This window comes from Terriglobus sp. TAA 43 (assembly GCF_000800015.1).
Lineage (GTDB): Bacteria > Acidobacteriota > Terriglobia > Terriglobales > Acidobacteriaceae > Terriglobus.
Map to the genome: position 1 here is coordinate 73,896 of NZ_JUGR01000002.1, position 24,048 is coordinate 97,943.

18 protein-coding genes are annotated in these 24,048 nt (G+C 57.0%); 6 read left to right on the top strand and 12 right to left on the bottom strand.

All coding sequences use genetic code 11. The annotated features are described in order from the left end of the window. Positions 1-12: 12 nt before the first annotated feature. The gene (gene trpS, locus M504_RS14945; RefSeq protein WP_047495224.1) at positions 13-1,092 is read left to right on the top strand and encodes a tryptophan--tRNA ligase; all 1,080 of its coding nucleotides are present in this window, start codon (positions 13-15) and stop codon (positions 1,090-1,092) included. Here trpS and M504_RS14950 read toward each other — a convergent pair whose 3' ends face one another. Continuing rightward, on the bottom strand, positions 1,093-1,743 hold the full coding sequence (locus tag M504_RS14950) for a GntR family transcriptional regulator (protein ID WP_047495227.1): 651 nt from the start codon (positions 1,741-1,743) through the stop codon (positions 1,093-1,095). Between the two features lie 139 nt (positions 1,744-1,882). Further along, positions 1,883-3,022: a glycoside hydrolase family protein gene (locus tag M504_RS14955; protein ID WP_198137646.1), complete on the bottom strand. Its 1,140-nt coding sequence runs from the start codon at positions 3,020-3,022 to the stop codon at positions 1,883-1,885. 21 nt (positions 3,023-3,043) lie between these two features. Between M504_RS14955 and M504_RS14960 the strand changes: the two genes are divergently transcribed. Both M504_RS14960 and M504_RS14965 read left to right on the top strand, forming a co-directional pair. Then, positions 3,044-5,119, top strand: coding sequence for a YjhG/YagF family D-xylonate dehydratase (locus M504_RS14960; protein ID WP_304413297.1), 2,076 nt, complete (start codon positions 3,044-3,046; stop codon positions 5,117-5,119). Between the two features lie 4 nt (positions 5,120-5,123). Continuing rightward, complete coding sequence (locus M504_RS14965) at positions 5,124-5,945, top strand: fumarylacetoacetate hydrolase family protein (protein WP_047495229.1); 822 nt, start codon at positions 5,124-5,126, stop codon at positions 5,943-5,945. A gap of 75 nt (positions 5,946-6,020) precedes the next feature. On the opposite strand, the gene M504_RS14970 is transcribed toward M504_RS14965, so the two are convergent. The 3 genes from M504_RS14970 to M504_RS14980 all read right to left on the bottom strand — a co-directional run bounded on the left by M504_RS14970 (position 6,021) and on the right by M504_RS14980 (position 10,320). Beyond that, positions 6,021-6,512: a DUF6321 domain-containing protein gene (locus tag M504_RS14970; protein ID WP_198137647.1), complete on the bottom strand. Its 492-nt coding sequence runs from the start codon at positions 6,510-6,512 to the stop codon at positions 6,021-6,023. 134 nt (positions 6,513-6,646) lie between these two features. Next, positions 6,647-9,247, bottom strand: coding sequence for an endopeptidase La (gene lon / locus M504_RS14975; protein WP_047495231.1), 2,601 nt, complete (start codon positions 9,245-9,247; stop codon positions 6,647-6,649). Positions 9,248-9,474: 227 nt separating this feature from the next. Further along, a complete protein-coding gene (locus tag M504_RS14980; RefSeq protein ID WP_052200883.1) occupies positions 9,475-10,320 on the bottom strand; it encodes a prephenate dehydratase domain-containing protein in 846 nt (281 codons plus the stop codon). Positions 10,321-10,500: 180 nt separating this feature from the next. Between M504_RS14980 and M504_RS22120 the strand changes: the two genes are divergently transcribed. Continuing rightward, on the top strand, positions 10,501-10,650 hold the full coding sequence (locus tag M504_RS22120) for a lmo0937 family membrane protein (RefSeq protein WP_156784997.1): 150 nt from the start codon (positions 10,501-10,503) through the stop codon (positions 10,648-10,650). 133 nt (positions 10,651-10,783) lie between these two features. Continuing rightward, positions 10,784-11,122, top strand: a complete 339-nt coding sequence (locus M504_RS14985; protein ID WP_047495234.1) for a CsbD family protein — start codon at positions 10,784-10,786, stop codon at positions 11,120-11,122. Between the two features lie 64 nt (positions 11,123-11,186). On the opposite strand, the gene M504_RS14990 is transcribed toward M504_RS14985, so the two are convergent. The 6 genes from M504_RS14990 to M504_RS15015 all read right to left on the bottom strand — a co-directional run bounded on the left by M504_RS14990 (position 11,187) and on the right by M504_RS15015 (position 22,321). Next, the gene (locus M504_RS14990) at positions 11,187-11,864 is read right to left on the bottom strand and encodes a GDSL-type esterase/lipase family protein (RefSeq protein ID WP_052200884.1); all 678 of its coding nucleotides are present in this window, start codon (positions 11,862-11,864) and stop codon (positions 11,187-11,189) included. Between the two features lie 77 nt (positions 11,865-11,941). Beyond that, a complete protein-coding gene (locus M504_RS14995; RefSeq protein WP_047495238.1) occupies positions 11,942-12,832 on the bottom strand; it encodes a UbiA-like polyprenyltransferase in 891 nt (296 codons plus the stop codon). Positions 12,833-12,876: 44 nt separating this feature from the next. Then, positions 12,877-13,644, bottom strand: coding sequence for a BON domain-containing protein (locus M504_RS15000; protein ID WP_047495240.1), 768 nt, complete (start codon positions 13,642-13,644; stop codon positions 12,877-12,879). A gap of 45 nt (positions 13,645-13,689) precedes the next feature. After that, entirely contained in the window at positions 13,690-18,063 is a 4,374-nt protein-coding gene (locus M504_RS15005) for a translocation/assembly module TamB domain-containing protein (RefSeq protein WP_047495243.1), read from the bottom strand. Next, positions 18,063-18,857: a peptidylprolyl isomerase gene (locus M504_RS15010; protein WP_052200885.1), complete on the bottom strand. Its 795-nt coding sequence runs from the start codon at positions 18,855-18,857 to the stop codon at positions 18,063-18,065. Before M504_RS15010 ends, M504_RS15005 begins: the two co-directional genes overlap by 1 nt. Then, entirely contained in the window at positions 18,857-22,321 is a 3,465-nt protein-coding gene (locus M504_RS15015; protein ID WP_232296312.1) for a POTRA domain-containing protein, read from the bottom strand. The genes M504_RS15010 and M504_RS15015 overlap by 1 nt, the downstream gene beginning before the upstream one ends. A 162-nt stretch (positions 22,322-22,483) precedes the next feature. On the opposite strand from M504_RS15015, the gene M504_RS15020 reads away from it, so the two are divergent. Beyond that, entirely contained in the window at positions 22,484-23,533 is a 1,050-nt protein-coding gene (locus M504_RS15020) for a ThiF family adenylyltransferase (RefSeq protein ID WP_047495248.1), read from the top strand. 2 nt (positions 23,534-23,535) lie between these two features. Here the strand turns inward: M504_RS15020 and M504_RS15025 are convergent, their stop codons facing one another. Further along, positions 23,536-23,931, bottom strand: coding sequence for a putative quinol monooxygenase (locus M504_RS15025; protein WP_047495251.1), 396 nt, complete (start codon positions 23,929-23,931; stop codon positions 23,536-23,538). Positions 23,932-24,048 lie beyond the last annotated feature (117 nt).

Sequence of the window (24,048 nt, forward strand, 5' to 3'; positions counted from 1 at the left end):
CCTCAAAGAGGAATGACCGAACAACTGAGCAAGCGTCGCGTCCTGAGCGGCATGCGCCCCACCGGGCGTCTTCACCTGGGCAACTACATGGGTGCCCTGTACAACTGGGTGCGTCTGCAGGAGCAGTACGACTGCTACTTCTTCATTGCAGATATTCACGCTCTGACCACCGACTATGCCAACCCCGGCAACGTCGGCGCCAAGTCGCGTGAAGTCGCACTCGACTTTCTGGGTGCGGGCCTTGATCCCGAACGCTGCACCATCTTCAAACAGAGCGACGTGCCGCAGCATAGCGAACTGAACACGCTCTTCGGCATGTTCACTCCGCTCGGCTGGCTGGAACGCGTGCCCACATACAAGGATCAGCAGGAACAGCTTCGCGAGAAGGACCTGGCCACCTTCGGTTTCCTCGGCTATCCCCTTCTGCAATCGGCAGACATTCTGCTGTACAAGCCGGATTTTGTTCCCGTTGGACAGGATCAGGTTTCGCACGTGGAACTCACGCGCGAAGTAGCGCGTCGATTCAATCAACTCTACGGCTCAGCCACCACGCCCGAAGTGGCAGCGGCAGAATCCGACAAGGAGTTGATGAAGGCTGAGATCAGCGAAAACGTTCTCGAACGCCAGATTCTTCCTGAACCGAAAGTTCTCCTCACGCCTTCGCCTAAGCTCCCCGGTCTCGACGGCCGCAAGATGAGCAAGAGCTATGGCAACACGCTGGGTCTAACCGAACCTGCAGACGACGTACGCAAGAAGCTGAAGGGCATGGTCACCGATCCCGCACGCGTTCGCCGTACAGATCCCGGAAATCCTGACGTGTGCCCCGTTGGCGATCTGCACAAAGTCTTCTCGACACCCGAGACAATGGCGAAGGTCTACGAAGGTTGCCGCAGCGCGTCCATCGGTTGCATTGAGTGCAAAGGATGGGCTGCCGATAGCATCCTGCGCGAGATTGAACCCATCCGCGAACGCCGCGCTCACTACGAAGCGCAACCGCAACTGGTGACGGAGATCCTCGCATCGGGCGCACAGCGAGCCCGCCACTTCGCGGAAGCCACCATGGTGGAAGTCCGCGCTGCTATCGGCCTGTAGTTACGACGCTAACTGCGCTCGCTGCAGCGCCTTCGACACAAACTGTATGTGACCGCGCACGGCCTCCACGGCTCCTGCGCGGTCACCTGTAGCAAAACGTTCTGCAATCTCTCCGTGCGCTTTGGGTGTGTCCGTCGAAGTGATCTGATACGTGTGGCAGCGGCATAGCCACAACTTTTCCTGAATGTTGGCATGAACGCGGGTCAATTCTGGATTCCCCGCCGCCTCCACAATCCGGGCATGAAACGCAATGTCTTCTTCAATGTGCGCAGCCTTGTCATCGCGCTGCAGAATTTCCTTTGTCCGCTTCACGCTGGCACGCAGCCCGTCAACAAACTCTTCCGTCAGGTCTGCATGTGTCGCCGCATACACTTCCAGAATCTCGCGCACGGTATACAAGTCCGCAATCTCCCGTTCAGAAAACGTTCTGACAAACGCACCCCGCCTCGGCTCAATCCTTAGCAAGCCCTCGCGTTCGAGAGAATTCATGGCTTCACGCACAGGGCTTTTGCTGATGCCCAACTCGCGCGCGAAAAACTCCTCTGTAAGCCGTTCTCCTCGTGTCATATCACTGCTCAGGATGTGACGCTTAATGCTCTGATGTGCGTGTTCTGTAAGACTGGAGGCAGTCTTTGGCTTGGGGGCTGTCATAGAGCCTTGTCTCCATCCCTTCCTGTTCGGGTAGTGCCACTCAGATTACACGGCGTTTCCCAGTTTTCTCTGGGTCAGCGGGCGAATCCTCACCTGATTCCCAATTTGGGCCAAAATTTACTAAGTCGCCAACCGGGGATTATGGTTCGGTCTTCAGTGGAATCCGAACGTTATAGGTGGTCTTTGAATCCTCATAAATTGCCACGAGCAATACCTGCGCCCTGCCGCGTTCATCGAAGAGGATCTGCGGTCGTTCCATCCGTGCAACCGTTTGCGGAGCTCGATCTTTCCAGTGCAGAACCAGGTCAGACACCAACAGATGCTTCGCTGCTTTCCAGTCCTTGGCATCCACTGATTCATATAGAACCAGCGACGAGCGGCCTGTTCCCGAAACTGCTCCCTTGTTGTCCTTCATGATCACGAAGTAACGATTGCGCTGGCGATCAAACCAGAAGTAGGGATCCTCAAACGGAAAGTTATTTCCAGCAATGGTGAACATCGGCGTCAGGTCTTTCTGAAAGGGACCTGTAGGAGACTTCGAAGTTGCCATCAGATGAACGACCGGTCCGCCAAACGGCAACGGTTTCTGTTGCCCCACTGCCTTGTACAACAGATAGAACGTGCCATCCTTCCCCTGCGTCAGGCTCGGATTCGAAATGGAAAGCGAGTCGGGTGCAGACGCATCCGCGCTCACATCAATCAGCGGATGATCCAAACGCTGCCACGGCCCATTCGGATTGTCAGCAGCAGCCACTCCTACACGATTGTGATTGCGATGTGTCCAGTTCAACGTGGGCAGAATCACGCCATCACCTGTATTTCCTGTGTAGTACAGGTAGTACTTCTTCCCAAATTTCTGCACCGTCGGATTGTGCGTAACCATGCCGTCCCACAGATGCGGATCGCGTGGTGGCAACGCAACATCATGAAACGCAAACGGTCCCGTCGGCGAAGTTCCAACCGCATGTGCGACCTCAGAAGCTGTCACCCAACTCTCAAATCCAGTCGCAATCTTCCAGCGCGAGTAATAGAGGTGATACTGCCCATCTTCACCGCGCACCATTGTCCCGCACCACACAAAATATCCCGGGTCACGAAACGCAGCCGTAGCGGGGATGGGCTGCATCGCCGACGCCAAATCAAGCTCATCCATCCGCGATGAGGCCCGCTGTCCCGCAAGCGGCACAGACCACAGCACAAGCAGAAGTAACCCAAAACCAACTGGCATTCGAAATGGGCAGAACATGCGCTGAACACGCGAAGTTGAACGATTAACCATCGCCCCGCAGTCTCTGCGGACATGCAGTCGCGTGTCAACGACTTCCTGAGTCCGGTCGCCTGCCTTTCGCCATCGGCGCATCCTGGCAGGTACGATAATCCCGTCGCAATCCGCACACAGGGAGACGTAATGACACTGCAGCAGTTGTTGGACGGCGGAAACGATTGGCAAACACTCCGCACCCACGACGCCGGGCCGCAGGGGGCGCTTCCCATCACGCCGGAGATGTTGCTTCAGCAACCTTCCGGCAACCTGTTCGGGCTTTCGCAGAACGCCGGCATGGGATGGGACCCCGCACGTCTGCGCGACCCGGAATACCTCATCCTGAGCACCCACGGTGGTCTCCGCGCAGCGGATGGAACGCCCATCGCGCTGGGCTTCCACACGGGCCACTGGGAAGTGGGATTGCTGGTGGCGGAAGCCGCACGCACTCTCCGAGATCGTCACGCGATCCCGTTTGCCGGAGCATGCACTGATCCATGTGACGGCCGTACGCAAGGCACCGCGGGAATGCTCGACTCGCTACCCTACCGCAACGACGCAGCGATGGTGCTGCGCAGGCTGATGCGATCACTGCCTACGCGGCGCGGTGTCATCGGCGTTGCGACCTGCGACAAGGGGCTGCCCGCCATGATGATGGCGTTAGCCTCGTCCGGCGAGTATCCCAGCGTCCTCGTTCCCGGCGGCGTCACGCTACTGCCGGAGAGCGGCGAGGATGCGGGCAAAGTACAAACGATCGGCGCCCGCTATTCGCAAGGACAGATAAGTCTGGAGATGGCCGCAGAGATGGGCTGCCGTGCGTGCGCGTCACCCGGCGGTGGGTGCCAGTTCCTGGGCACCGCAGCGACATCGCAAGTGGTGGGTGAGGCCTTGGGACTCTCGCTGCCACACAGTGCACTTGCCCCGTCAGGTCAGCAGGTATGGCTGCGTGCAGCAGCGCAGTCAGCAGAAGCCATACTGCGCATGACGCAGTTGAGCATCGGCACGCGCGACGTTCTTACGGACGCTGCCATCCGCAACGCGATGGTGGTACATGCGGCCTTCGGCGGCTCGACAAACCTGCTTCTGCACATCCCTGCGATCGCACACGCTGCGGGTCTAAGCCGCCCCACGACGGAGGATTGGATCGCCGTGAACCGCGCGATCCCCCGCCTCGTAGATGCTCTGCCCAACGGACCCGTGGGGTATGCAACCGTGCAGGTCTTCCTGGCAGGTGGTGTTCCTGAAGTCATGCTGCATCTGCGTCGTGCAGGTCTACTCGATACCTCCGTCCACACCGTCACAGGCGAAACGCTGGATGCCAACCTGGATTGGTGGGAGCAGAGTGAGCGTCGTCGCGGCATGCGACAACGCCTGCAAGACGTGGACGGCATCGATCCAGACAACGTCATCTTCTCTCCGGATGGCGCGCGTGCTCGCGGCCTGACCTCCACTGTAAGTTTCCCTGTCGGCAACCTTGCACCGGAAGGATCGGTGATCAAGAGCACGTCGATCGATCCCAGCCTCATCGATGCCGATGGCGTCTATCGCCACACTGGCCCAGCGCGCGTCTTCCTCACCGAAGAGGATGCGATCCACGCCATCAAGGCAGGCGAAGTTTCACATGGCGACGTGATGGTGATGATCTGCGGCGGCCCGATGGGCGCGGGCATGCAGGAGGTGTATCAGGTAACGTCTGCACTCAAGAACCTGCCCTTCTGCAAACATGTCGCGGTGCTCACCGACGCGCGCTTCTCCGGTGTATCGACGGGAGCCTGCATCGGCCACATCTCACCCGAGGCGCTTGCTGGTGGACCCATCGGAAAAGTGCGTGAGGGCGATACCATTCACATCACCGTGAACCGCACAACGCTTCACGCAGAGGTCGACCTGGTGGGCGAGAACGGTGACACATTCTCCGCAGAGGAAGGTGCGCGTCGACTGGCGATACGAAGCCTGCGCGACGACCTGCATCCACATCCCGCAATGACCAACGACACACGACTATGGGCCGCGCTGGTGCAGGCCAGTGGCGGAGTGTGGGGTGGTTGCGTCTATGATGCGGATGCCGTCATAACCCAGCTTGCACGCGGCGCGAAAGCCGCACTGAAGGAGTAACACCGTGAAGCTCTACCGAACCACCACAGGCATCTTCGTGGACGACAATGGCGCCACCCACCGCGTGAACGCAACCGATTGGGATGCCCTGGTCAACAGCGAAGACGTGATTGCCGCAGTCAACGCCGCCAAAGGCAACGCCGAAACCATCACAAGCGACGTGCTGACACCCGTAACATCGCAGGAAGTTTGGGCCTCCGGTGTAACGTACTATCGCAGCCGCAATGCGCGCATGGAAGAGAGCCAGGCCGCGGGCGGTGGTGATTTCTACGACCGTGTCTACATTGCAGAACGGCCAGAGCTGTTCTTCAAGGCATCGCCCTGGCGCGTGGTGCATCCGGGCGGCGAAGTCCGTATCCGCCGCGATGCCACGTGGTCGATCCCCGAACCCGAGTTGACGCTGGTGGCAAATAACAAGGGCAAACTCATCGGCCTGACCATCGGCAACGATATGAGCTCGCGTGACATTGAAGGCGAGAATCCGCTCTATCTACCGCAGGCAAAGGTCTACAACGGCAGTTGCGCCATTGGACCCTGCATTTTGTTGTGGGATGGCCCGATTGATCGCTCCACGACGATCGCATTGCAGATTCTGCGCGGCAATGACACCGTTGTCACTGGCAGCACAACGCTTGCCGAGTTAAAGCGCGATCCGGTGGAACTGCTTCAATACCTTTACCGTGAACTCGATTTTCCGACCGGAGCATTTCTGCTCACAGGCACCGGCATTGTGCCACCTGGCGAATTCACACTGTCCCACGGAGATGTGATCCGAGTAACCATCGACGGCATTGGAACTTTGGAAAACCGGGTAGCCACGCGATAAGCAAGACTGGATTGCCATGCTCATCGTGGCAATCCAGTTCTGTGCTTCGAAGAAAACAGGATTCCCGAGATTCCGTTACGTTGACACCTTTCGCGCGGCGGTCTTTGCGACGGCCTTCTTCGCGGTGGCCTTCTTCGAAGCAGATTTCTTTACGGCGGATTTCTTCGCAGGTGCTTTCTTCACTGCAGACTTCTTGGCCACCTGATACTGCGCCAGCAAACGCCTACCCTCCGCCGCAAGCATGTGTGCCTCATGCATCGTCTTCGGCAACTTCTCGCCCCAGGCCTGCGCACTCAACGCCAACCGAGTCGGCCTTCCCTTCGCATCCTGCATTGGCCCACGCGGATTGGTAAACATTCGCGCCAGAAACGAACCCTTGCGGCGCATCTTCTCCGGCGTATCCGGCGGCCCCTTCACGCCCGGTTTCAGATTTGCGCCAGTCTTCGCGGCATACCAGGCGCGCCCCGCCTCGGTCAGTCCGCCCTTGGGATCGCGTCCCTCCTTGGGCATGGAACGCCGCACAGACTTCTTAGTTGCACTCGCTTTCTTCGCAACAGCTTTCGCCATAGACACTCCGTTCTCAACCATAAGAGCGTCTCCAGCGCATTTGAGTTGATTCGCCACGATAAAACTCATGCCATCCTGCAAAAGAAAAACGCGCGACCTTTTCAGATCGCGCGTCTTGCTGTTGCAATTCAGTTTTACGCTGCCTGGTGCACCAGTTCTTCGCGCACCTCAGTGTCCTTCTTCAGTTCGGTCATGGTGTGCGGCAAAGCAACTGCCAACACATCCTCAATGCGCGATGCATAGTGAATGGTGATGCCTTCAGTCTGATCAGCCGTGAGATCTTCCTCGACGTTCGGCTTCACATCAATCGGCAGAATCACGTCCTTCACACCAGCACGCTTTGCAGCCAGGAACTTCTCCTTGATACCGCCCACCGGCAACACATTGCCACTGAGCGTGATTTCACCCGTCATCGCCAGCAACGGACGCACCGGCATATCGGTAAGCAAGCTAACGATCGCCGAGGCCATCGTCACACCCGCACTTGGGCCATCCTTCGGGATCGCTCCTGCAGGTACATGCAGATGAAGATCAATGTCCTTCAACACATCTTCATCCAGCCCCAGCTTGGTCGCGTTCGAACGCACCCATGTCAGTGCTGCCTGCATGCTCTCCTTCATCACATCGCCAATCTGGCCCGTGATCTGGAAACTGCCCTTGCCCTTCATCTTGTTGGCTTCGATGAACAACACATCGCCGCCCACAGGAGTCCACGCAAGCCCAACCGCTACACCCGCACGCTTCGTACGCTCCGCAATCTCCGTATCCACGCGCACCTTGTAACCACCAAGGAACTCGCGAATCACCTCCGGCGTCACGGTCAACGTCTCCGTCTTGCCTTCAGCGATGCGGCGTGCCTGCTTGCGGCAGACCGTGCCAATCAACTGCTCCAACCGGCGCACGCCAGCCTCACGCGTGTAGTGCCGCGCAATGATGCCCAACGACTCACGCGGGAAGATGATCTTTGGCTCATCCGTCTGCTTCGGCAACTGCGACTCCGGAACCTCCGGGCTGCTTTCCGCAGTGGAATGCGCAACCGCCGCATCGCTACTCAGCAGATCACCTCGATCGTCGGACACAGCAGCCACCGGAACGCCGTTGCCTGCTTTGTGTTCCTTCTCTGCGCCCTCGTTGCCGTCGATACCGTTTTCCTTGATCTGACGCGGAGCGAGATACCGTTCCGCAATGCTGATCTTTTCCTCCTCGGTATAACCAGTGAGTTCAATGATCTCCATGCGGTCCAGCAACGGCGCCGGAATCGGATCAAGCTGATTCGCCGTGCAGATAAACAACACCTTGCTCAGATCGAACGGCTGATCCAGGTAGTTATCGCGGAACGTGCCATTCTGAGCAGGGTCCAGCGTTTCCAAAAGCGCACTCGCAGGATCGCCACGGAAGTCGCGGCCCAGCTTGTCGATTTCGTCCAGCATGAACACCGGATCGTTCGTCTCCACGCGCTTCAGGTTCTGGATGATCTGCCCCGGCATCGCGCCGATGTACGTACGACGATGTCCGCGGATCTCCGCCTCATCATGCATACCGCCCAGCGAAATACGTGCAAACTTACGTCCCAGCGCACGTGCAATGCTCTTGCCCAGTGAGGTCTTACCCACGCCCGGAGGTCCAACAAAGCACAGGATCGGTCCCTTCATGTCCGGCTTCAAGCGCCGCACCGAGAGGTAATCCAAAATGCGATCCTTCACCTTCTGCAGACCGTAATGATCCTCATCGAGGAACGCAGCGGCCTGCGGAATATCCACTTGCTTGCCGCTAGACTTGGCCCACGGCAGCACCGCCAGCCACTCGATGTAGCTGCGCGTCATGCCGTAATCCGGCTGCGCCGGGTTCATCCGCTGAAGACGGTTCAGCTCCTTCAGAGCCTCCTTCTTCGTGTCTTCTGGCATGCCGGCGGCTTCAATCTTGGCGCGCAGCTCTTCGATGGCCTTGTTGGTCTCGTCCGTCTCGCCCAATTCCTTGCTGATAGCCTTCTGCTGCTCGCGCAAATAGTACTCGCGCTGCGATTGCTGCACGGCATCCTGCACTTCGTTCTGAATCTTCGAACGAAGCTGCTGCACCTCAAGCTCCTTCACCAGGTGCTTGTTCAGGCGATCCATGCGGGCTTCCACATCTGTGGTTTCCAGCAATTCCTGCTTGTCCGCGGTGGTCAAAAACGGCAACGACGAACCAATGAAGTCCGCCAGACGGCCCGGCTCCTCGATATTCAGCGCAATCGTCTGCAAATCGTCGGAAAGCGTCGGCGACGCCGCCACGATCTGCTGGAACTGCGAAACCACATTGCGCTGCAATGCCTCCAGTTCGGGCGTCTTGTCCGAATCGTTGTCCGGAATCGTCTCGTAGCTGGCCGTCAGAAACGGCGTACGTTGCTCAAATTCTCCCAGCCGGATGCGCTCCGTGCCTTCCGTGAACACAAAAAGGCTCTGGTTCGGCATCTTCACCACTTTGTGGATCGTAGCGAGCGTGCCGGTCTGGTGCAGTTCGCTGGCGTCCGGCGTATCCTGGCGCGCATCGCGCTGCGCCACCACCAGGATGGTCTTTTCGTCACCCAGGGACTGGATGAGCTGAATCGAACTGTCACGCCCCACGGTCAAAGGCAGCACCGCATGCGGAAACAGCACGGTATCGCGGACGGGAAGGACGGGGAGGGCGCGCGCGCTGCGCTTGCGGTCCGGGTCCGACGCCGTCGGCTGGATCACACTTACAAAATCGTTTGACATAGTTGAGTGTCCTTCCATCAGATATTCACACATCTGATGCATCAAGTCACGCACGGATTCATTCCGGTGTCAAAAACTGCAAACCAGCCGGAAACCTGTAAGGACTTACGCTGCCTATCGGCAGAATTGCCGTCTTCAGAATGGATGCCGCAACCCAAATTCTTGCCGCTTGTGCTGACGCGCGTTTTCCGCTGCAGATTACAGCCCGCGTCAGGCGCAGCGGAAGTCTACTCCTCAGGAAGCACCGCTGCCTCGTAGCGACCCAATTCCACCACTTCCCGGCACGATTGGCGTAATCCGGCCACAACCGCATCCGCGGCATCCGGAGACGGAATCCGCAGGTCGACGAAAAACGTGTACTCCCACGGCCGCCCCGGCACCGGCCGCGAATCGATCCGGGTCAGGTCTGCCCCCGCCGCTACCAGCTTCTTAAGGGCCTCCAGCAGTGACCCCGGTCGGTGAGGCAGGTCAAACGCTAATGAAATCTTATTGATAGCCGCACCCGCCGGTCGAAAACTCTCCGCATTCTCCTTCCTCGTCAGCAGAAAGAAGCGTGTGAAGTTTTTCGGATCGTCTTCCAGATCACCGCGCAGAATCGTCGCCCCATACACTTCGGCGGCAAACGGAGCGGCAATCGCCGCTTCATCGGTTATGTGGTCTGCTATCAAGTGCTTAATCGCCCCGGCGGTGTCATAAAACGGCACCGCTTCCAATCCCGGATGTTCCATGAAGAACTTGCGACACTGCGATAGCGCCACGGGATGGGACAACACATGCTTCACTTGTTCTTCTGCCACGCCGGGTACAGCCATCAATGCATGACGGATGCGGAGGGAGCACTCCGCCACAATCTCCACGCCGTAGCGCAGCAACAGATCGGAATGGTCCGCGACAGCGCCATGCAGACTGTTCTCCACCGGCAACACAGCAGCATCGGCTTGTTTGGAGCGCGTGAGTTTTTCCAGCACTTCCACGGACAGCGCACACGGCACTAGTTCCACTTCTCCCAACAGTTGGCGCGTTGCCAGGTGACTGTTCGAACCCGGCTCTCCCTGGATGGCAATCTTCTTCAACTCACTCTTCTCCTGCGCGTGTCTTCTGTGAAAACCAACATTGTTTTCATGCAAAGACAACTCGCCAAGTTTACCCGGCAACTATGTTGATGTGGCTGCAAACGTCATGTCATGCATGGCGTTGGTACACACTAATTCCCCGCCCCGGCCCGGCTGGCCAGGGCATCTGGAGAGTCGACGATGCTTTGGACAATTACCGTAATTCTGCTTGTATTGTGGCTGCTTGGCCTTGTCAGCGGCTATACCGTCGGTGGCTGGATTCACATTCTGATTGTGCTTGCAATCATCTCGCTGATCTTCAATCTACTGGCGGGACGCAGATCGCTTTAGAACTTACAAAAAGAACGCGACATTTTAAAACTCATGAAAGGTCATCGCATTTGCGCGGTGACCTTTCTCATTGCGTGCTGCATCATACCCATCGTTCGCGTAAGAACGCAGCATAACTGCGAAGGAGAAAACGATGAACAGCGATCAAATCAAGGGCAAGATGCAGAATGCATTCGGCAAGGCAGAACAAGCAGTGGGCGAAGCTGTAAATAGCCGAGACCTGGCCAATGCGGGAGCGGAAGATCGTGTGAAGGGCGCCGCGAAGGAGACTTGGGGAAATGCCAAGGACACGGTGCACGAAATGCACAAAACCGCCAAGACACATGCGGACATAGTCACCGGAGAACCCGTAACAGCGCGCGACAAGTTTGCAGCCGGCGTGGAGCACATTAAGGATTCCGTAAACACCAAGATGGATGAAATGAAGACACGCGAGCAGATCAAGCGTGACGAGCTTCGTCGCAGCGCGTAATAACTTGCGCTAATGACAACGGCGGGAAGATATCTTCCCGCCGTTCTCTTTTCATCGCTACAAACTACTTCGTATAACGAACCAACGCACGCTCCACAACAGGAGCTAACAACTCATATCCACGATCGTTCGGATGCACGCCGTCCACAGTCAACTCAGCACGCATCTTCCCTTCAGCATCTTCCAGCGGCGAGTTGAAATCCAGAACATCCCAGTGTTTCTTCTGCGCCATCGCTACGAGCAGTTCATTCAGATGATGGATGTGTTCCACCGTGCGCAATCCGGTCAACGGACGCACACAATCGCACACTGGCGTCATCTGCACAACGTACACTTTCAATCCATTCGCCTGCGCAAGCTCGCCCATGGAGAGAATGTTGTCGCGAATCTCCTCCGGCGAAAATCCCAGCCGCATGTCATTGCTGCCACCTTCCAACACCACTGCCTGCGGGTGTAAGTCGAGCACGTCATGCCGCTCGCGCAACAGAAGTTGCTGGGTGGTCTGTCCGCCAATGCCGCGGTTGATCCATCCCGTATATGAGAACCACTTGCCGTTGTGGCTGCCCCAGTAATCCATGATCGAATCGCCGAGAAACACCACGCGCGCTTTCGCATGCAGGTCGTCATCACGATAGCGACGGCTTTGCGAGAAGTCTGCGTCAGCAGAGTTCGCAGGGAGCGTTGTCTGCGCCATTCCAACCCCAGACAACACCAACATCACAACGCACACAACAACACGCATCGCTCTCCTCGCAGCCATAACCGCTTCCAACGGCCACCGAAAGGTTAAACGATACACTTCCCCAAAAGCGATATCAATTATCGCGCCTGTAGATTCCGCACAGCGATATCCGCAGCGACAGAAATAAAGAACACGACGGAGATGATTCCATTCAGCGTGAAGAAAGCGGCATTCATACGACTGATGTCTTTCGGCGAAATCAAGCTGTGCTCATACAGCAGCAATCCTGCCACCAGTACAACGCCGATCATCGCAATTGGGCCAAGGTGAAACAGCACCACCAGCCACGCCAGCAATCCGAGCATCAGCACATGCATCACCCGAGCTAATAAAAATGCGCCCTGCATACCGAATGCCTGCGGCACACTGTTCAAGCCATGCGCACGATCGTGCTCAAAGTCTTGGCACGCATACAGCACATCAAAACCAGCAACCCACAGCAATACCGCACCAGTAAGCACAATGATGCGCGGATCAAGAGTGCCTCGTACAGCAATCCAAGCAGCTGAAGGTGCAATGCCCAACGCCAGTCCAAGCACCAGGTGCGACCAGCGCGTAAGCCGCTTCATGTAGCTATAGGAAAGCACCACCACAATTGCAATCGGACTCAGCAGCAGCGTCAGATGATTCAGCATCGCCGCAGCGAACAGAAAGATCGCCAGCGAAACGAGGGTGAACATCCCGACGAAGCCCTTGGACAAGAGCCCTGCGGGAATGGCACGCATCTTGGTGCGCGGATTCAGGCTATCAATCTCTGCATCGGCCCAGCGATTAAACGCCATCGCTGCAGTACGCAGAGACACCATGCACACCACGATCCAAAGCAGCGTCACCGCATGTGGCCAACCACCTGCGGCAAGCACCGCTCCGGTCAAGGCAAAAGGAAGCGCAAAGATCGAGTGTTCCCACTTGATCATTTCCAGCGTAATGCGCGTGCTGCGCCATGTGTGTGCAAGCGAAACGGCCATACACCTCTTAGTGTATGGCCGCACGCCTCCTGCAATCTACTTTGTCACTTTTCGCCGACGGGTTCCCCGGCCACCTGCAGGTTATTCGTCACCTTGAAAGCTCCGGCAACACCATTCGCCCGAATGCCGGCAGCATCTTTATCCGCCTGCCGATCCACCACGCCAGTCAGCGTAATGTCGCCATTCACCACCGTAATGCGAATCGGCTTTGCCGGGTCCATGGCGTACCGCTGGAGCGACGGAAATCCGTAGATCGCCCGCGCGGCAGCCAAACGGATACGATCATCATTCGGCGAAAGCGGCGCCACTTCAATGTCGTCCACCACATCTCTCACGCCGGGATAGTGCGACACCAGCGAAATGGCGGAGTCCTTATCGGTAGGGCCATACGCCACGCCACCGAGCGTCACCACGCCACCCTGCACACCAATGGTGAAGCTGTTAAATGCCGTTGTGCCATAACCAACGCGGTCATACGCCAGCTTTTCCGCAAGCTTGTCACGCAACTGCGTATCTGAAACTTCGCCGCCTTGCACCTTGATCAGGTTCTGCACGGCTACAACGCCTTTTTTGTGATGAATCTTGTGTTCCGCGTCTTCCTTGGTGGCGTACAGATCCACATTGCCAGTCAAAGTCACCATGCCGTTCTTCACGGTGCTATGCACATCGTGGAACTGTTTGTTATCCAGCGACTTCTGCACGTCTGTCTGAATCTGCGCGTCCGGCACCTTCGACTGGGCACGCATCGCAAGCGTCGGCATCATCACAGCTGCCAACGCCAAGACCATTCCCGCATTTGTTCTGACCTTCATTTCCATCTCCAAAGAAACAAACCCGGCTTGACTCGCAAAGTTGCCCTAGCGATACCGCTTGCGAATCTTGTACACCATCGAGAACACGCCATTTTCGTCTCGAGTTACCACAATGGATTTGTTATCGCTCAACTGGTATTGCAACTGAATCAATTGCTGTGCCGACGTGTTGATGCTGGTCGCAAAGGTCACCGTAATCTGGCGCGTCACCTGCTGCTCAACGGTGATGCGCGCGGACGAGGCGCCGATCGTTCCCACGTATGCAGGATCAATCTTCACCTTGCCGCTACCGCCAAACAGCTTATTCACGCGGTTGGAAACCGTCGCGTTCAACGCGCCACCCAGCAGCGCATTCGTTGTCGGGTCCTGCCCCTGCTGCTGCAGTTGCTGCGTATTAATCGCCGCTTCTTCCTGCGTGCGTCCCAGCGCCAGCAGGTTGAAAATATCAGCCTGCGATAGCGGTGGTTCCGAACGATACGTCAGTTTGAAGTTCTTCGACGTGCCATGAACACCGATGGTCACGTCGTAATTCTCCACGCGTGCCGTGGCATCCAGATCAATCAGAGGATCAATGCGAATCGGGTTGTTGAAGTAAATCTGACCACGCTGCAATTGATACTTCGTTCCAGAGAAGGTCGCAGAACCATCATTAATGGTCACCTTGCCCAGTACTGCCGGGACTGCGGCCGTTCCGCGCAACGACAGGTCGACCGTACCCGCAATGCGCGCATAGCTGTTCTGGAAATCCAGCGCAGGCGACGACTGAACATGAACATTCAGAACGATCTTGTTCAACAACGAATCCGGGTCTGGAGGTGCAGACACATCGCCGCTACCACCTGCAACAGAAGCAAAGTCAAATGTCTCCGCAAGTCCGAATCGCGTGATGAGAATGTTGCCCGAAAGCGAAGCACCATCACCCGATCCCTGGAGTCGAAGCGACGCATTCATCGTTGCGGACACGCCGTAGTAACGCACACGCACCGCGGTCGCCGTCGCTGTCATGTCTGCAAACAAGCCGCCGCGGAACTGGACAAATCCTGTCAACTTGATGCGACCACCACCGCTCGTCGCTGTGACGTTGTCCATCACCAGGCGGTCATCTGTAAACGTTGCAGTTCCGGTAATGTTCGACAACCCATTCGGAATCGTGTCGTACGCAATGTTCGTGTTGCTGAACGTCATCTTGCCACCGAGAATCGGTTTCGATGTCGTTCCGCTGGCCGTCACGTTAAAGTTCACCATGCCAGACGCAATGACCTGCGGCTTCAAACGATGCGCCAGCGCGACATTCAAGCTGCCATTTGCCTGCGCATTAATCGCGCCTCCCTGTGCGGGCAGCGGCTTACCATCCGGAGAGAAGATCTGAACAGAGCCGGAAGCATGCAGATCTGTCTCAGGGCCGGTAACGTGTAGCTCATCCAGCCGCACTGTGCCATTCGTCAACGAAGCATGCACTGGCGCCGCAGAAACAAACGTCAGTCCTTGCGTAGTCACCTGCAGCGGATTCACCGTCAGCGTTCCGCTCAACGCCTCCGGCTTCTTCGCCGGTCCACTTACATTCAGTTCACCGGCAATCACAGAAGTCGCTTCGAACGACGATCCCGTTAGCTTCAGAACCGGCGCCACATCCAGATTGCTGAAGGTCGCATGCGCCTGCATGGGATAGTCGCCCACCAGTTGCAACTGACCATTCGCATCCAGCTTTGCAGTCAATAGATCGCTGTGCGCCTTCAGGTAGATCATGTTGCCGCTGCTGTTCACATCGGCAGTTAACTGCCCCAACGCCTGCTTCTGGTACGTCGCATTTGCCAGCTGCAGATGTGCGTTCAGTCCCGGTGCGTCCAGCGTTCCATCCGCATCTGCGCGGAAGGTCAAGACACCATCCACCGGCGTGCCCGCCTTGCGCACAGCCAGTAGATTCGACAGGCGAACATCATTCGCCTGCAGATGCGCCTTCACGTGTTTCGACGTCAGGTTGTAGCTGCCGTTACCTGTGACCTCCGCGCCCTGCGCCTTCACATCCAGCGTCGATGCAGAGATCTCCTGGCCGCGTACCGAAACATTCGCCGTCACCGCATCGTAGGGCTGGTCGTATGCCACACCATTGCGCAACGACAATGTTCCATCGCCCGTAAGATTGCCAAACGTACCGTCAACACTGCCATTCACAGCAACGACGCCGGTAACGGGAAGCGCACCTTGGCCTGCAATCTCCAGCACATCGTGAATCTGTGCATCGGCAAGTTGCAGCTTTGCCTGCACCTGCGTTTCATCGTCGAACTCATACGACACCACACCGCGCTTCACCACACGATGTGGTTTCACCAAGCCGGATGCATTCAATACAGCAGTGCCGCGGTGAATCGTGGAACTCGCCACTGTCACACCGGAAGGCGCATACTCAGCATCGGCCACAAGCGAATCAATAGCGACGTCGCCCATGCTACCCAGGTGCGCCGTGAGTTCGTTCGCTTGAAGATGTCCCTTGATATCCAGCCCGGCAATCGGGCCGGATGCGACACCCTGGAAATGCGCGTCACCATGCAATGCAACAGGCAGTGCGGCGCTTCCCTTCTTGCCATTGCTCTCGTAGCCAATGATGTTCAGGATCGAATCGAACTCAGACAGGTCGCGGAAGTCTGCAATAAGATTCAGGCTCGTCAGCGGATCGCCATTCGCCACACCCAGTGTTCCCGTAGCCTGGACGGTGGACGCAGGCGTATGCGCATCCAACTGCTGAATCGCAACAGTCTCATTCGATCCGCGATAGGTCGCCTTCACCACACCAGTCAGTGGAATATTCTGTATCGCACCGCGGCGGTGAAGGTTCTGTGGTGCCAGTTTTAGATCAGCGCTGACAATCACCGAACTCGGCAGATCCTTCGCCGGTCCGCCCCACTCCACATGAACAGGACCATTCACGGCAGTATCAATGCCAAGGTCTGAATAGTGACGTGGTTCGGTAACTTCATTAATCGTTCGCAGCGAGATTCCAGCCAGCTTCACGTCAACGTAAGCGTGGGCGCGCTCCACCGGCGTAATTGCAAGAGAGCCTGTCGCGGGCGGCTTGGCATTTGCAATCTTCGCGGTTGCATTCGCCGTCTTCTGCCCTGCAACAATCGTGGGAGATTGCGCAGGAGCTTCGGGCGGCACTTCTCCTAGCCAGTTGTTAATACGCATGTCACCGGCAATCGTGCCGCCACCGGGAAGGTCTAGCGCAATAGCGTTAAACAGAAGCTCAGTCGGCGTTACTTTCAAAGACGCGCCGCCATTCACCCCGTTCACGACCACATATTCATCGTGATATCCAACGGAGTGCAGCTTCGCACTGCCCACCATCAGGTATCCCTTTTCGCATTCGGGAGCAGGCGGCAATGTCTTGGTGCTGGCAGGATTCGCATTGGGATTGCGACGCTGCCAGAAGCGAGGCTTCTTCTGTGCCTCCTGCGGTGCAACGGCGCAGGAATGGCCCGCCAGATCCAGATCGACGACGCCTGCTGTAAGTCCCGGGAAACCGCTTAGGACGGAGATTTGCGGAACCTCCACATTGCCCTTCACAGTAACGTTCCATACGGGATTATCAAAGTTCTCCACGTGCGCCGTCGCATCCAGATGGGAGCTCTTGCCCGTATCAAAGCTGAGTTGCTGAATGCTAATAAGCTTGCGCCCGATTTCAGCCTTTACCTTCAGCCGCGACTGCGCCTCCGGCATCTGATCCATCCGCGTACGGATGTCGCTCACGCCAATGTCAATGCCGTAATGATCGGTGCTTGTGATGTAACGAACGTCCACGCCAAGATCGCGCGCTGCCAGATCGAATGGAATCGCACGATCATTCAGCAGCGCCACACCGTTCGCCAGTTCCACCTTCGACGCCTGCAAATCCAGCAGCGTATCCATCACTGGTTCATTGCTGGTGCTCTTCGTCTTGGGAACAGGTTGGTTCGTGGAGCCGTCCTTATTCACGATCAGGTGAATCTGCGGCTTATCCACATGCAGCAGCGACAGCGTGATGTATTTCATCGCGCCCTTGGAATTCGTCGCATGCGCGAACAGGCTCTTCAACGTGATGCGCACCAGAATGCGATCTGCCGAAAGGTATGGGGCTTGGTCCGGCCCCTCGAGCCCATGAATCACCAGTCCATCTGCTTCCACCGCCAGGTGCATCAGGCTGAACTGCACCTTCGCCAAATCCACCTTGCCGCCTGTGGCATCTTCCAGCGTGGCAATCAACTGCGTGCGAACGCGATTCTGAAAGTCATCCGTCGTGGTGTAGACGCCGAGTCCCACAACCAGCAGCACCACCAACAGCAGCACGGAACCCGTAATCCATGCGGTGATGCGCCATGCACGCGACTTTTTCGGTGTGGGTACGTTCTCGTTCGGAGGAGGAGCGTTTGCGTCCAGCAATGTCATCAGGGCGCCTCCTCATTCGGTTGCATCATGCGAACGTGCCCGGAGTCACGCAACGTCTTTAGCCACGCATCCAGCAGCGTGCTTACCTGCTCCTGCAAAAGGATCTCTCCAATACGGTCGCGAATCGAATCGAGCGGAGGCGCAGTCGCCTTCTGCTTCGCATACTGCGGCAACAGCGTGTTGTTGTAATAGTCCTCAATTTGCTGATCGCCAATGCGGATGCCGCTGCGGAAACGTTGCTCAATGAAGTGCACAACCTGCGCACGTTGCTTTAAGCGACTGCGCAATTCCTCGGAAGTGAATCCTGACTTTTCAAGAAACTTCTTCCATCCGGCATCGCTGGTGCAATCCGCATGGGCACATGCAGGCAGATCCTTGCGCAAATCCGCCTCTTGCTTGTTCACTTCGTCATCAGAAATAGGAACCGCAGGAAAGCCACCGAGCTGCTGCAAGACAAGCGTGCGATCGACGAGACGCGTGATGGCCTGCTCGCGCATCGGCTTCGAATCATCCTCACCGTACGGATACAGCTTTGAGAAGCGCTCCTCTTCCTCCACATCGCTTTCAAGTACAAGATCACCATTCACAATGACAACAATGCGATCAATCACATCGCCTCGTTCTGCAGGAAGCTTGTGCGCATCCGCGCGCGCCTGCTCCTTCGTCTGCGGTTTGCCTTCCTCCACCGATTTCGGCGCAGGCTTTTGAGATAGCAACGGCGCAGCCGCAAGTGCTAATCCCAGCATCAGCAGGCAATTCGCGATATCGAAACGGAATGGATAGAAGCGCGTCATCAGAAGCTCTGGCCGATCGAGAAGAAGAACTGGAAGTGGCTTGACTGACCCACATGATGCGTGGGCACGGACTGTGTGTAGTCGTCGATGATGGGATAGATCGGCGGATTCAGGTTGTACGAGGCATCCAGACGGATAGGACCGACCGGAGTGTTGTAGCGCGCGCCAAGACCCACAGCGTGAGAGAAGTAGGCGAAGTCGCACGTGCCAACTGTGACAAAGCCCGAGACCTGGCGGCAGGTATCGCGGTTTGGTTGATGGAAACGAGCAATCGACGGGAAAACATCTCCCACGTGCAGAAATGCATTGCCCATGTCATGGAACAACACAAACGAAACACTGTCGCCCACAAGCGGTAGCACGGGTGCTGGCATACGCAGTTCCAACGTATTGATCAGTACAGCCGATCCGCCAACCGGATATCCCGTCGTCAAATCGCGCGGTCCAGCTTGATTAATGCCGAAACCACGATGCGAGTTAGCACCGCCTGCATACAAACGTTCCGGCAGCGGAACCGAATTGCACGACGCATTGGTATTCAGCAACTCGCCCTGGCAACCTTCAATGCCTGCATTCGGATTTGCACCTGAAGTCGTCTCCACACCAAAGCGGGTGTTACGTGCGAACGTATACTTCCGCTTCTTACCCCACGTGTAGTAGCTGGAGTAAGTCACATCGACCTTGTTGAAGTCCGTCTGCGAACCAAAGACACCGCTCGCCAGAAAATCCGTGAACGATAGATACATGCCCTTCTGCGCATCAAGCTGAATAGGCGCACGCGTGTCGTGATACCACGTGAATGCAGGTCCACCAACTCGCACCGGCTGCGACAGCAAAGGAATCAGGTTTGCCGTAACCTGCAAACTGTTTTGGTCCACCGACACGCGCCGATAGGTGAAGTCGTAGATGAACGTATCTGCCTTCGGAACCTTTTGCGTTAAACGGAACAACCCCTGCAGTGTGCTGGCCTTAAACGTGGAGATGTTCTGCACGTTGGAATAACCGCCGCTCACCTGCGTAGAGAAATTAGGACGGCCCAGAAACTTCGGCGTATTCCACGTTGCTGTAGCAATGCGTTCCAACAGGCCATACGTTACATGGAACGCAAGCGACTGATCGGTGCCGAACAGGTTGATGCGTGACACATCTGCGGATACGCGGAAGGAAGCGCCAGCTTTGCCTTCTGGCGAGCATGTCGTATTACCAATCGATTGCTGCGCACGGCAATTGGGTTGCGGCGTGGAGAGCTGCGCCTCAAAACCCGCACCATACGTCACATCCCAGCGCTTCGCCTCAGTCAACTGCACCAGTACATTCTTACGGTCGGCCAGGCCTTCCGGATTCTGCACTGCAACGTTCGCCTCATTGAACAACGCAAGGTCGTAGTAGCGGCGCTGCATCTCCACGATAGCGCTTTCATCCAGTGGATCCCCGGGCTTCAGCAGCAACCGGTCAGTCACCAGTTTCTGGCGCACATGCTGCACGCCCGAAATCAGCACGCGATCCACATTCACCTGTTCGCCTTCAGTGACGAGGTAGGTCACGTCAGTGCGCGTCGCGTCGTCCTTGCGCACTGCCTGCCGCACTTCCACCTTGGCCTGATCGAAGCCCTTTGAAAGATAAGCTTGCAGAATATTGTCGCGGTCATTGGAAACATTGGCCAGCGCGAAAGGCTGATTCGTCTCCGCCGTGATCAGAGCCTTCATCTGTTCGGCTCGCGCAGTATCCACGCCGGTCAACGTAATATTGCCGAACTTTTGCTGCGAACCTTCATCAATATGAAGATTCACAGTAATCGTGCCTAGCTTCTTATCGTCCTCACCCTTCTTCTCATCCGTCGTGATCTTCACTTTCGTGAAGCCATTGGCCATGTAGAGCGAGGTGATGGAATCAATATCGTTGGACAGCAGCACAGGCGAGAAACGTCCGGAACGGACATAAGCATCTGCCTTTACCACCTGCATCCGTTCCTTGATGTTGTCGGTCTCGAAATACTTGTTGCCGGTCACATTCACGGCAATCACTTTGTATTTCTTTCCGGGGACGGCGTGAAACGCAACTGTCTCTGTCAGGTTGCTGGGCGGAGGCAGCGGAGTGCCATCCTCTGCATACGTCGGAGTATCCGGAACTCCGCGTACATCCGGCGTAACCTCAGCATCGAAGTAGCCCTGCCGCTGCAAAAATTCGCGGATGTTATGCGCGCCTTCGTTGAGCAGGTCGTTATCTACCGCGCTCTCTTCGTAGATCGGCAACAGCTTCTTCTGTCGCGACTTCGATACCTTCGCCCCGTCAATGCTCACCTTGACCTGCGGCCCCTGGAAGGCGCGGAAGGTGTAGTCCAGTTGCTGACGATCTGCAGCATACTGGCTCTTTTCCAATGCAATCGCGGCTTCCAGGCGATCGTTCTTCTGGTAATACTTGCGCAGACGAGTCAGGCCATTGCCAACCGTATCGCGCGTAACTTTGTTCTTCGTTTTGAAGACAAACAGCGTCTTATTCTTTTCCTGCAACTTGCTTCGTTTGCGGAACTCGTCCACCGTCAGGCCGGGATCACCCTTCACGATCACGTTCCCCACCAACGCCTGCTTGCCGATGTCAATCAGGTAGAAGACATCCACCTGTTTACCGTCAGGAAGGTGTTCGGTTGCAGAGTGCACCACCGGAGCGTAATAGCCGTTCTGCGCCAGTGTCTGACGAAGTCCCTCTTCGCCCGCACGAACCTGCGAATTTGTGAACGGCAAGCCGGGCTGCAACTCAGACGCGGCTTCCAGCAGCGAAGTCACTCGCTCCGAGCGCACCCCTTGGATATGAACGCGCCCAACAAAGTACCGCGGCGTGCCCACATACAGAAGCGTGACGCTGCCATCACTGTTCACAATGCTGCGCACCTGGATATCGCGATACAAGCCCGTGAGAAACAATCTGCGTGTCGCGGTGCGCACCTTGTCTGGAGCGATGGTGTCGCCCGGATTCAATCCCAATTCTTTCTGCGGCAACGGATCGTTCTCACCGAACTCAACGCCTTCAAACTCGACGGAACGTAGTTTCCTGCCGCGAAGCGCCCACACTCCCGCGACGGCGTTGTCCGCAGCCTTTCCCGCCTTCTCGCTTTGATCCTGGGCGGCATCCTGCGCCGCGGCACCTGCGGTCGTGGCCGCCGTGCTGGTGCCACTCGTTACATCACCAGCCGCATTCGTTTTTCCGGGGACTACCTGGACGGTCTTGCCGCCGCCAGGAACGGGCTGTTGCGCACCTGTCGCTGGCTGTTGCTGACCATTGCCAGAGGTGGCCGGGCTGGACGGCTGGCCATTTGGCTCCTGCGCGTACATCGTCAGGGCAGCGCCCGACAGGATCATGACGGCCGCCGAACACAATGCCTTTCGTCGCAATGCAACCCCACCTGTCCACAGCTTCACCAGCACCAGCGTTCCTGCTCCCCAAAAGTCTCTCAGTCTTATTGCCATGATGCCTGTTTTCAAGCAGTAACGCTCGGCATCGAGACGTAAACAAATGCTTTACACCCAAAACCACAGATATGGAGCGGTTGGATGCAGGTTCCCTGCATCGGGTTCGCTGCACCCTCGCTTCATACCTCGTACACTCAAATAGCAAGGAGTTGCTTCAGCGTGACCGTAGTTTCCAGTGAAGAATTTTCATCAGACGATCGCTATTCACGCCAGCGCCTCTTCCCTGCCATCGGCGTCGAAGGGCAGAAAAAGCTCGCAGCATCCCATGTCGTTCTGGTCGGTTGCGGAGCCACCGGGGCAGCCTCTGCGGGATTGCTTGCCCGCGCCGGCGTCGGCACACTCACCATCATCGATCGCGACTTCGTGGAACCCTCGAACTTGCAGCGGCAGATGCTGTTCACGGAAGCCGACGCAGCCGAGGCTCTTCCAAAAGCCGAAGCAGCCCGACGCCGCATCGCTGACATTAATGCTGATGTAACGGTCCACGCCCACATCGCGGACCTGACACCTGCCAACGCCGCCACGTTATTGGCAGACGCGGATGTCATCCTCGATGCCACGGACAACTTCGAAACGCGTTATCTGATCAACGACTTCGCCGTGCAAACCGGAACACCGTGGATCTACGCAGCCGCGATCGGCTCCTATGCAGCGACGATGAACATCGTCCCCACTGGCGATTTCCGCACAGCCTGCCTCGCCTGCATCTTCCCTGAGCCACCGGGAGGCACCGTGGAAACCTGCGACACCGCAGGCATCCTCAATACCGCAGTAAACTTCACAGCATCGCTGCAGGTAACGGAGACGCTCAAGCTCCTCACGGATCAACCCTCTGCCTTGCGACGCACACTCCTGTCATTCGATCTCTGGACTGGGGAACGCTCTGAGGTCCAGGCAGGCAAGCCACGTTCCACGTGCGAGGTCTGCGGCCAACACAATTTCCGTCATCTCGCAGGCGAAGGTCGTCCACACATCACACTCTGCGGCCGCAACTCCGTACAGATTCACGAACACCATCGTCCCGTGGACTTCGCATCACTGGCCCAGCGTCTTGGCCCGCTCGGCAACGTGCGATTCAACAGCATGATGCTGCGCTTTCAACACGGCGAATACACCCTCAGCGTCTTCGCCGATGGCCGCACCGTGATCCAGGGAACCAGCGAAGTCCCGAGAGCGCGCGCTCTCTACGCCCGCTTCATCGGCAGTTAAACCTACTTCGTCCCCAACAGGATCGGATCCGTCTCAATCAGCGTCAGCGACTTCACCATGTTCGCCGTCGCGCTCTTGTATTTCTTGAAATGCGGTGTCAGCAGGTGCGCCTGATACGCCCCTTCATCCCGGTAAATCTCCAGAATCCGGATCTGGTTGGGATGCCCTTTCACTGCCACTGCCAACAAAGAAAGCACTCCCGGCTCGACGCGCAGCGACGTGCTGATCTCCTCCGTCAGCGCAGTCCGATACCCGTCCAAATGGTCCGCATCAATCGTGAGTTCCGCAATGCGAACCAGGCGTTCTTCCGGCACAGGAGACGCACCCGATCGCTGCGCCAGCAGAACGCAAGCTGCCACCATCGTCGCGCAAACAAGAAAACGATTCCGTAGCGTCATACCTCATCCTCCCGCGCCTTCACAGCGTGTCAAATATGGCATCCCAATTCTTCGGCATTTCGTCTGCCCTGCTTTTCCTCAGGTCAGTAATCGATAGTTCTGTTCGCCGTACAACCT

Coding starts and splice junctions, on each gene's coding strand:
- M504_RS22120 (WP_156784997.1), top strand. CDS start 10,501: ATGCTTTGGACAATTACCGTAATTCTGCTTGTATTGTGGCTGCTTGGC.
- M504_RS14995 (WP_047495238.1), bottom strand. CDS start 12,832: ATGGCCGTTTCGCTTGCACACACATGGCGCAGCACGCGCATTACGCTG.
- M504_RS14985 (WP_047495234.1), top strand. CDS start 10,784: ATGAACAGCGATCAAATCAAGGGCAAGATGCAGAATGCATTCGGCAAG.
- M504_RS15005 (WP_047495243.1), bottom strand. CDS start 18,063: ATGACATTGCTGGACGCAAACGCTCCTCCTCCGAACGAGAACGTACCC.
- M504_RS15000 (WP_047495240.1), bottom strand. CDS start 13,644: ATGAAGGTCAGAACAAATGCGGGAATGGTCTTGGCGTTGGCAGCTGTG.
- M504_RS14950 (WP_047495227.1), bottom strand. CDS start 1,743: ATGACAGCCCCCAAGCCAAAGACTGCCTCCAGTCTTACAGAACACGCA.
- M504_RS15025 (WP_047495251.1), bottom strand. CDS start 23,931: ATGACGCTACGGAATCGTTTTCTTGTTTGCGCGACGATGGTGGCAGCT.
- trpS (WP_047495224.1), top strand. CDS start 13: ATGACCGAACAACTGAGCAAGCGTCGCGTCCTGAGCGGCATGCGCCCC.
- M504_RS14960 (WP_304413297.1), top strand. CDS start 3,044: ATGCAGTCGCGTGTCAACGACTTCCTGAGTCCGGTCGCCTGCCTTTCG.
- M504_RS14955 (WP_198137646.1), bottom strand. CDS start 3,022: ATGGTTAATCGTTCAACTTCGCGTGTTCAGCGCATGTTCTGCCCATTT.
- M504_RS15010 (WP_052200885.1), bottom strand. CDS start 18,857: ATGACGCGCTTCTATCCATTCCGTTTCGATATCGCGAATTGCCTGCTG.
- M504_RS14970 (WP_198137647.1), bottom strand. CDS start 6,512: ATGGCGAAAGCTGTTGCGAAGAAAGCGAGTGCAACTAAGAAGTCTGTG.
- M504_RS15015 (WP_232296312.1), bottom strand. CDS start 22,321: ATGGCAATAAGACTGAGAGACTTTTGGGGAGCAGGAACGCTGGTGCTG.
- M504_RS14990 (WP_052200884.1), bottom strand. CDS start 11,864: ATGCGTGTTGTTGTGTGCGTTGTGATGTTGGTGTTGTCTGGGGTTGGA.
- lon (WP_047495231.1), bottom strand. CDS start 9,247: ATGTCAAACGATTTTGTAAGTGTGATCCAGCCGACGGCGTCGGACCCG.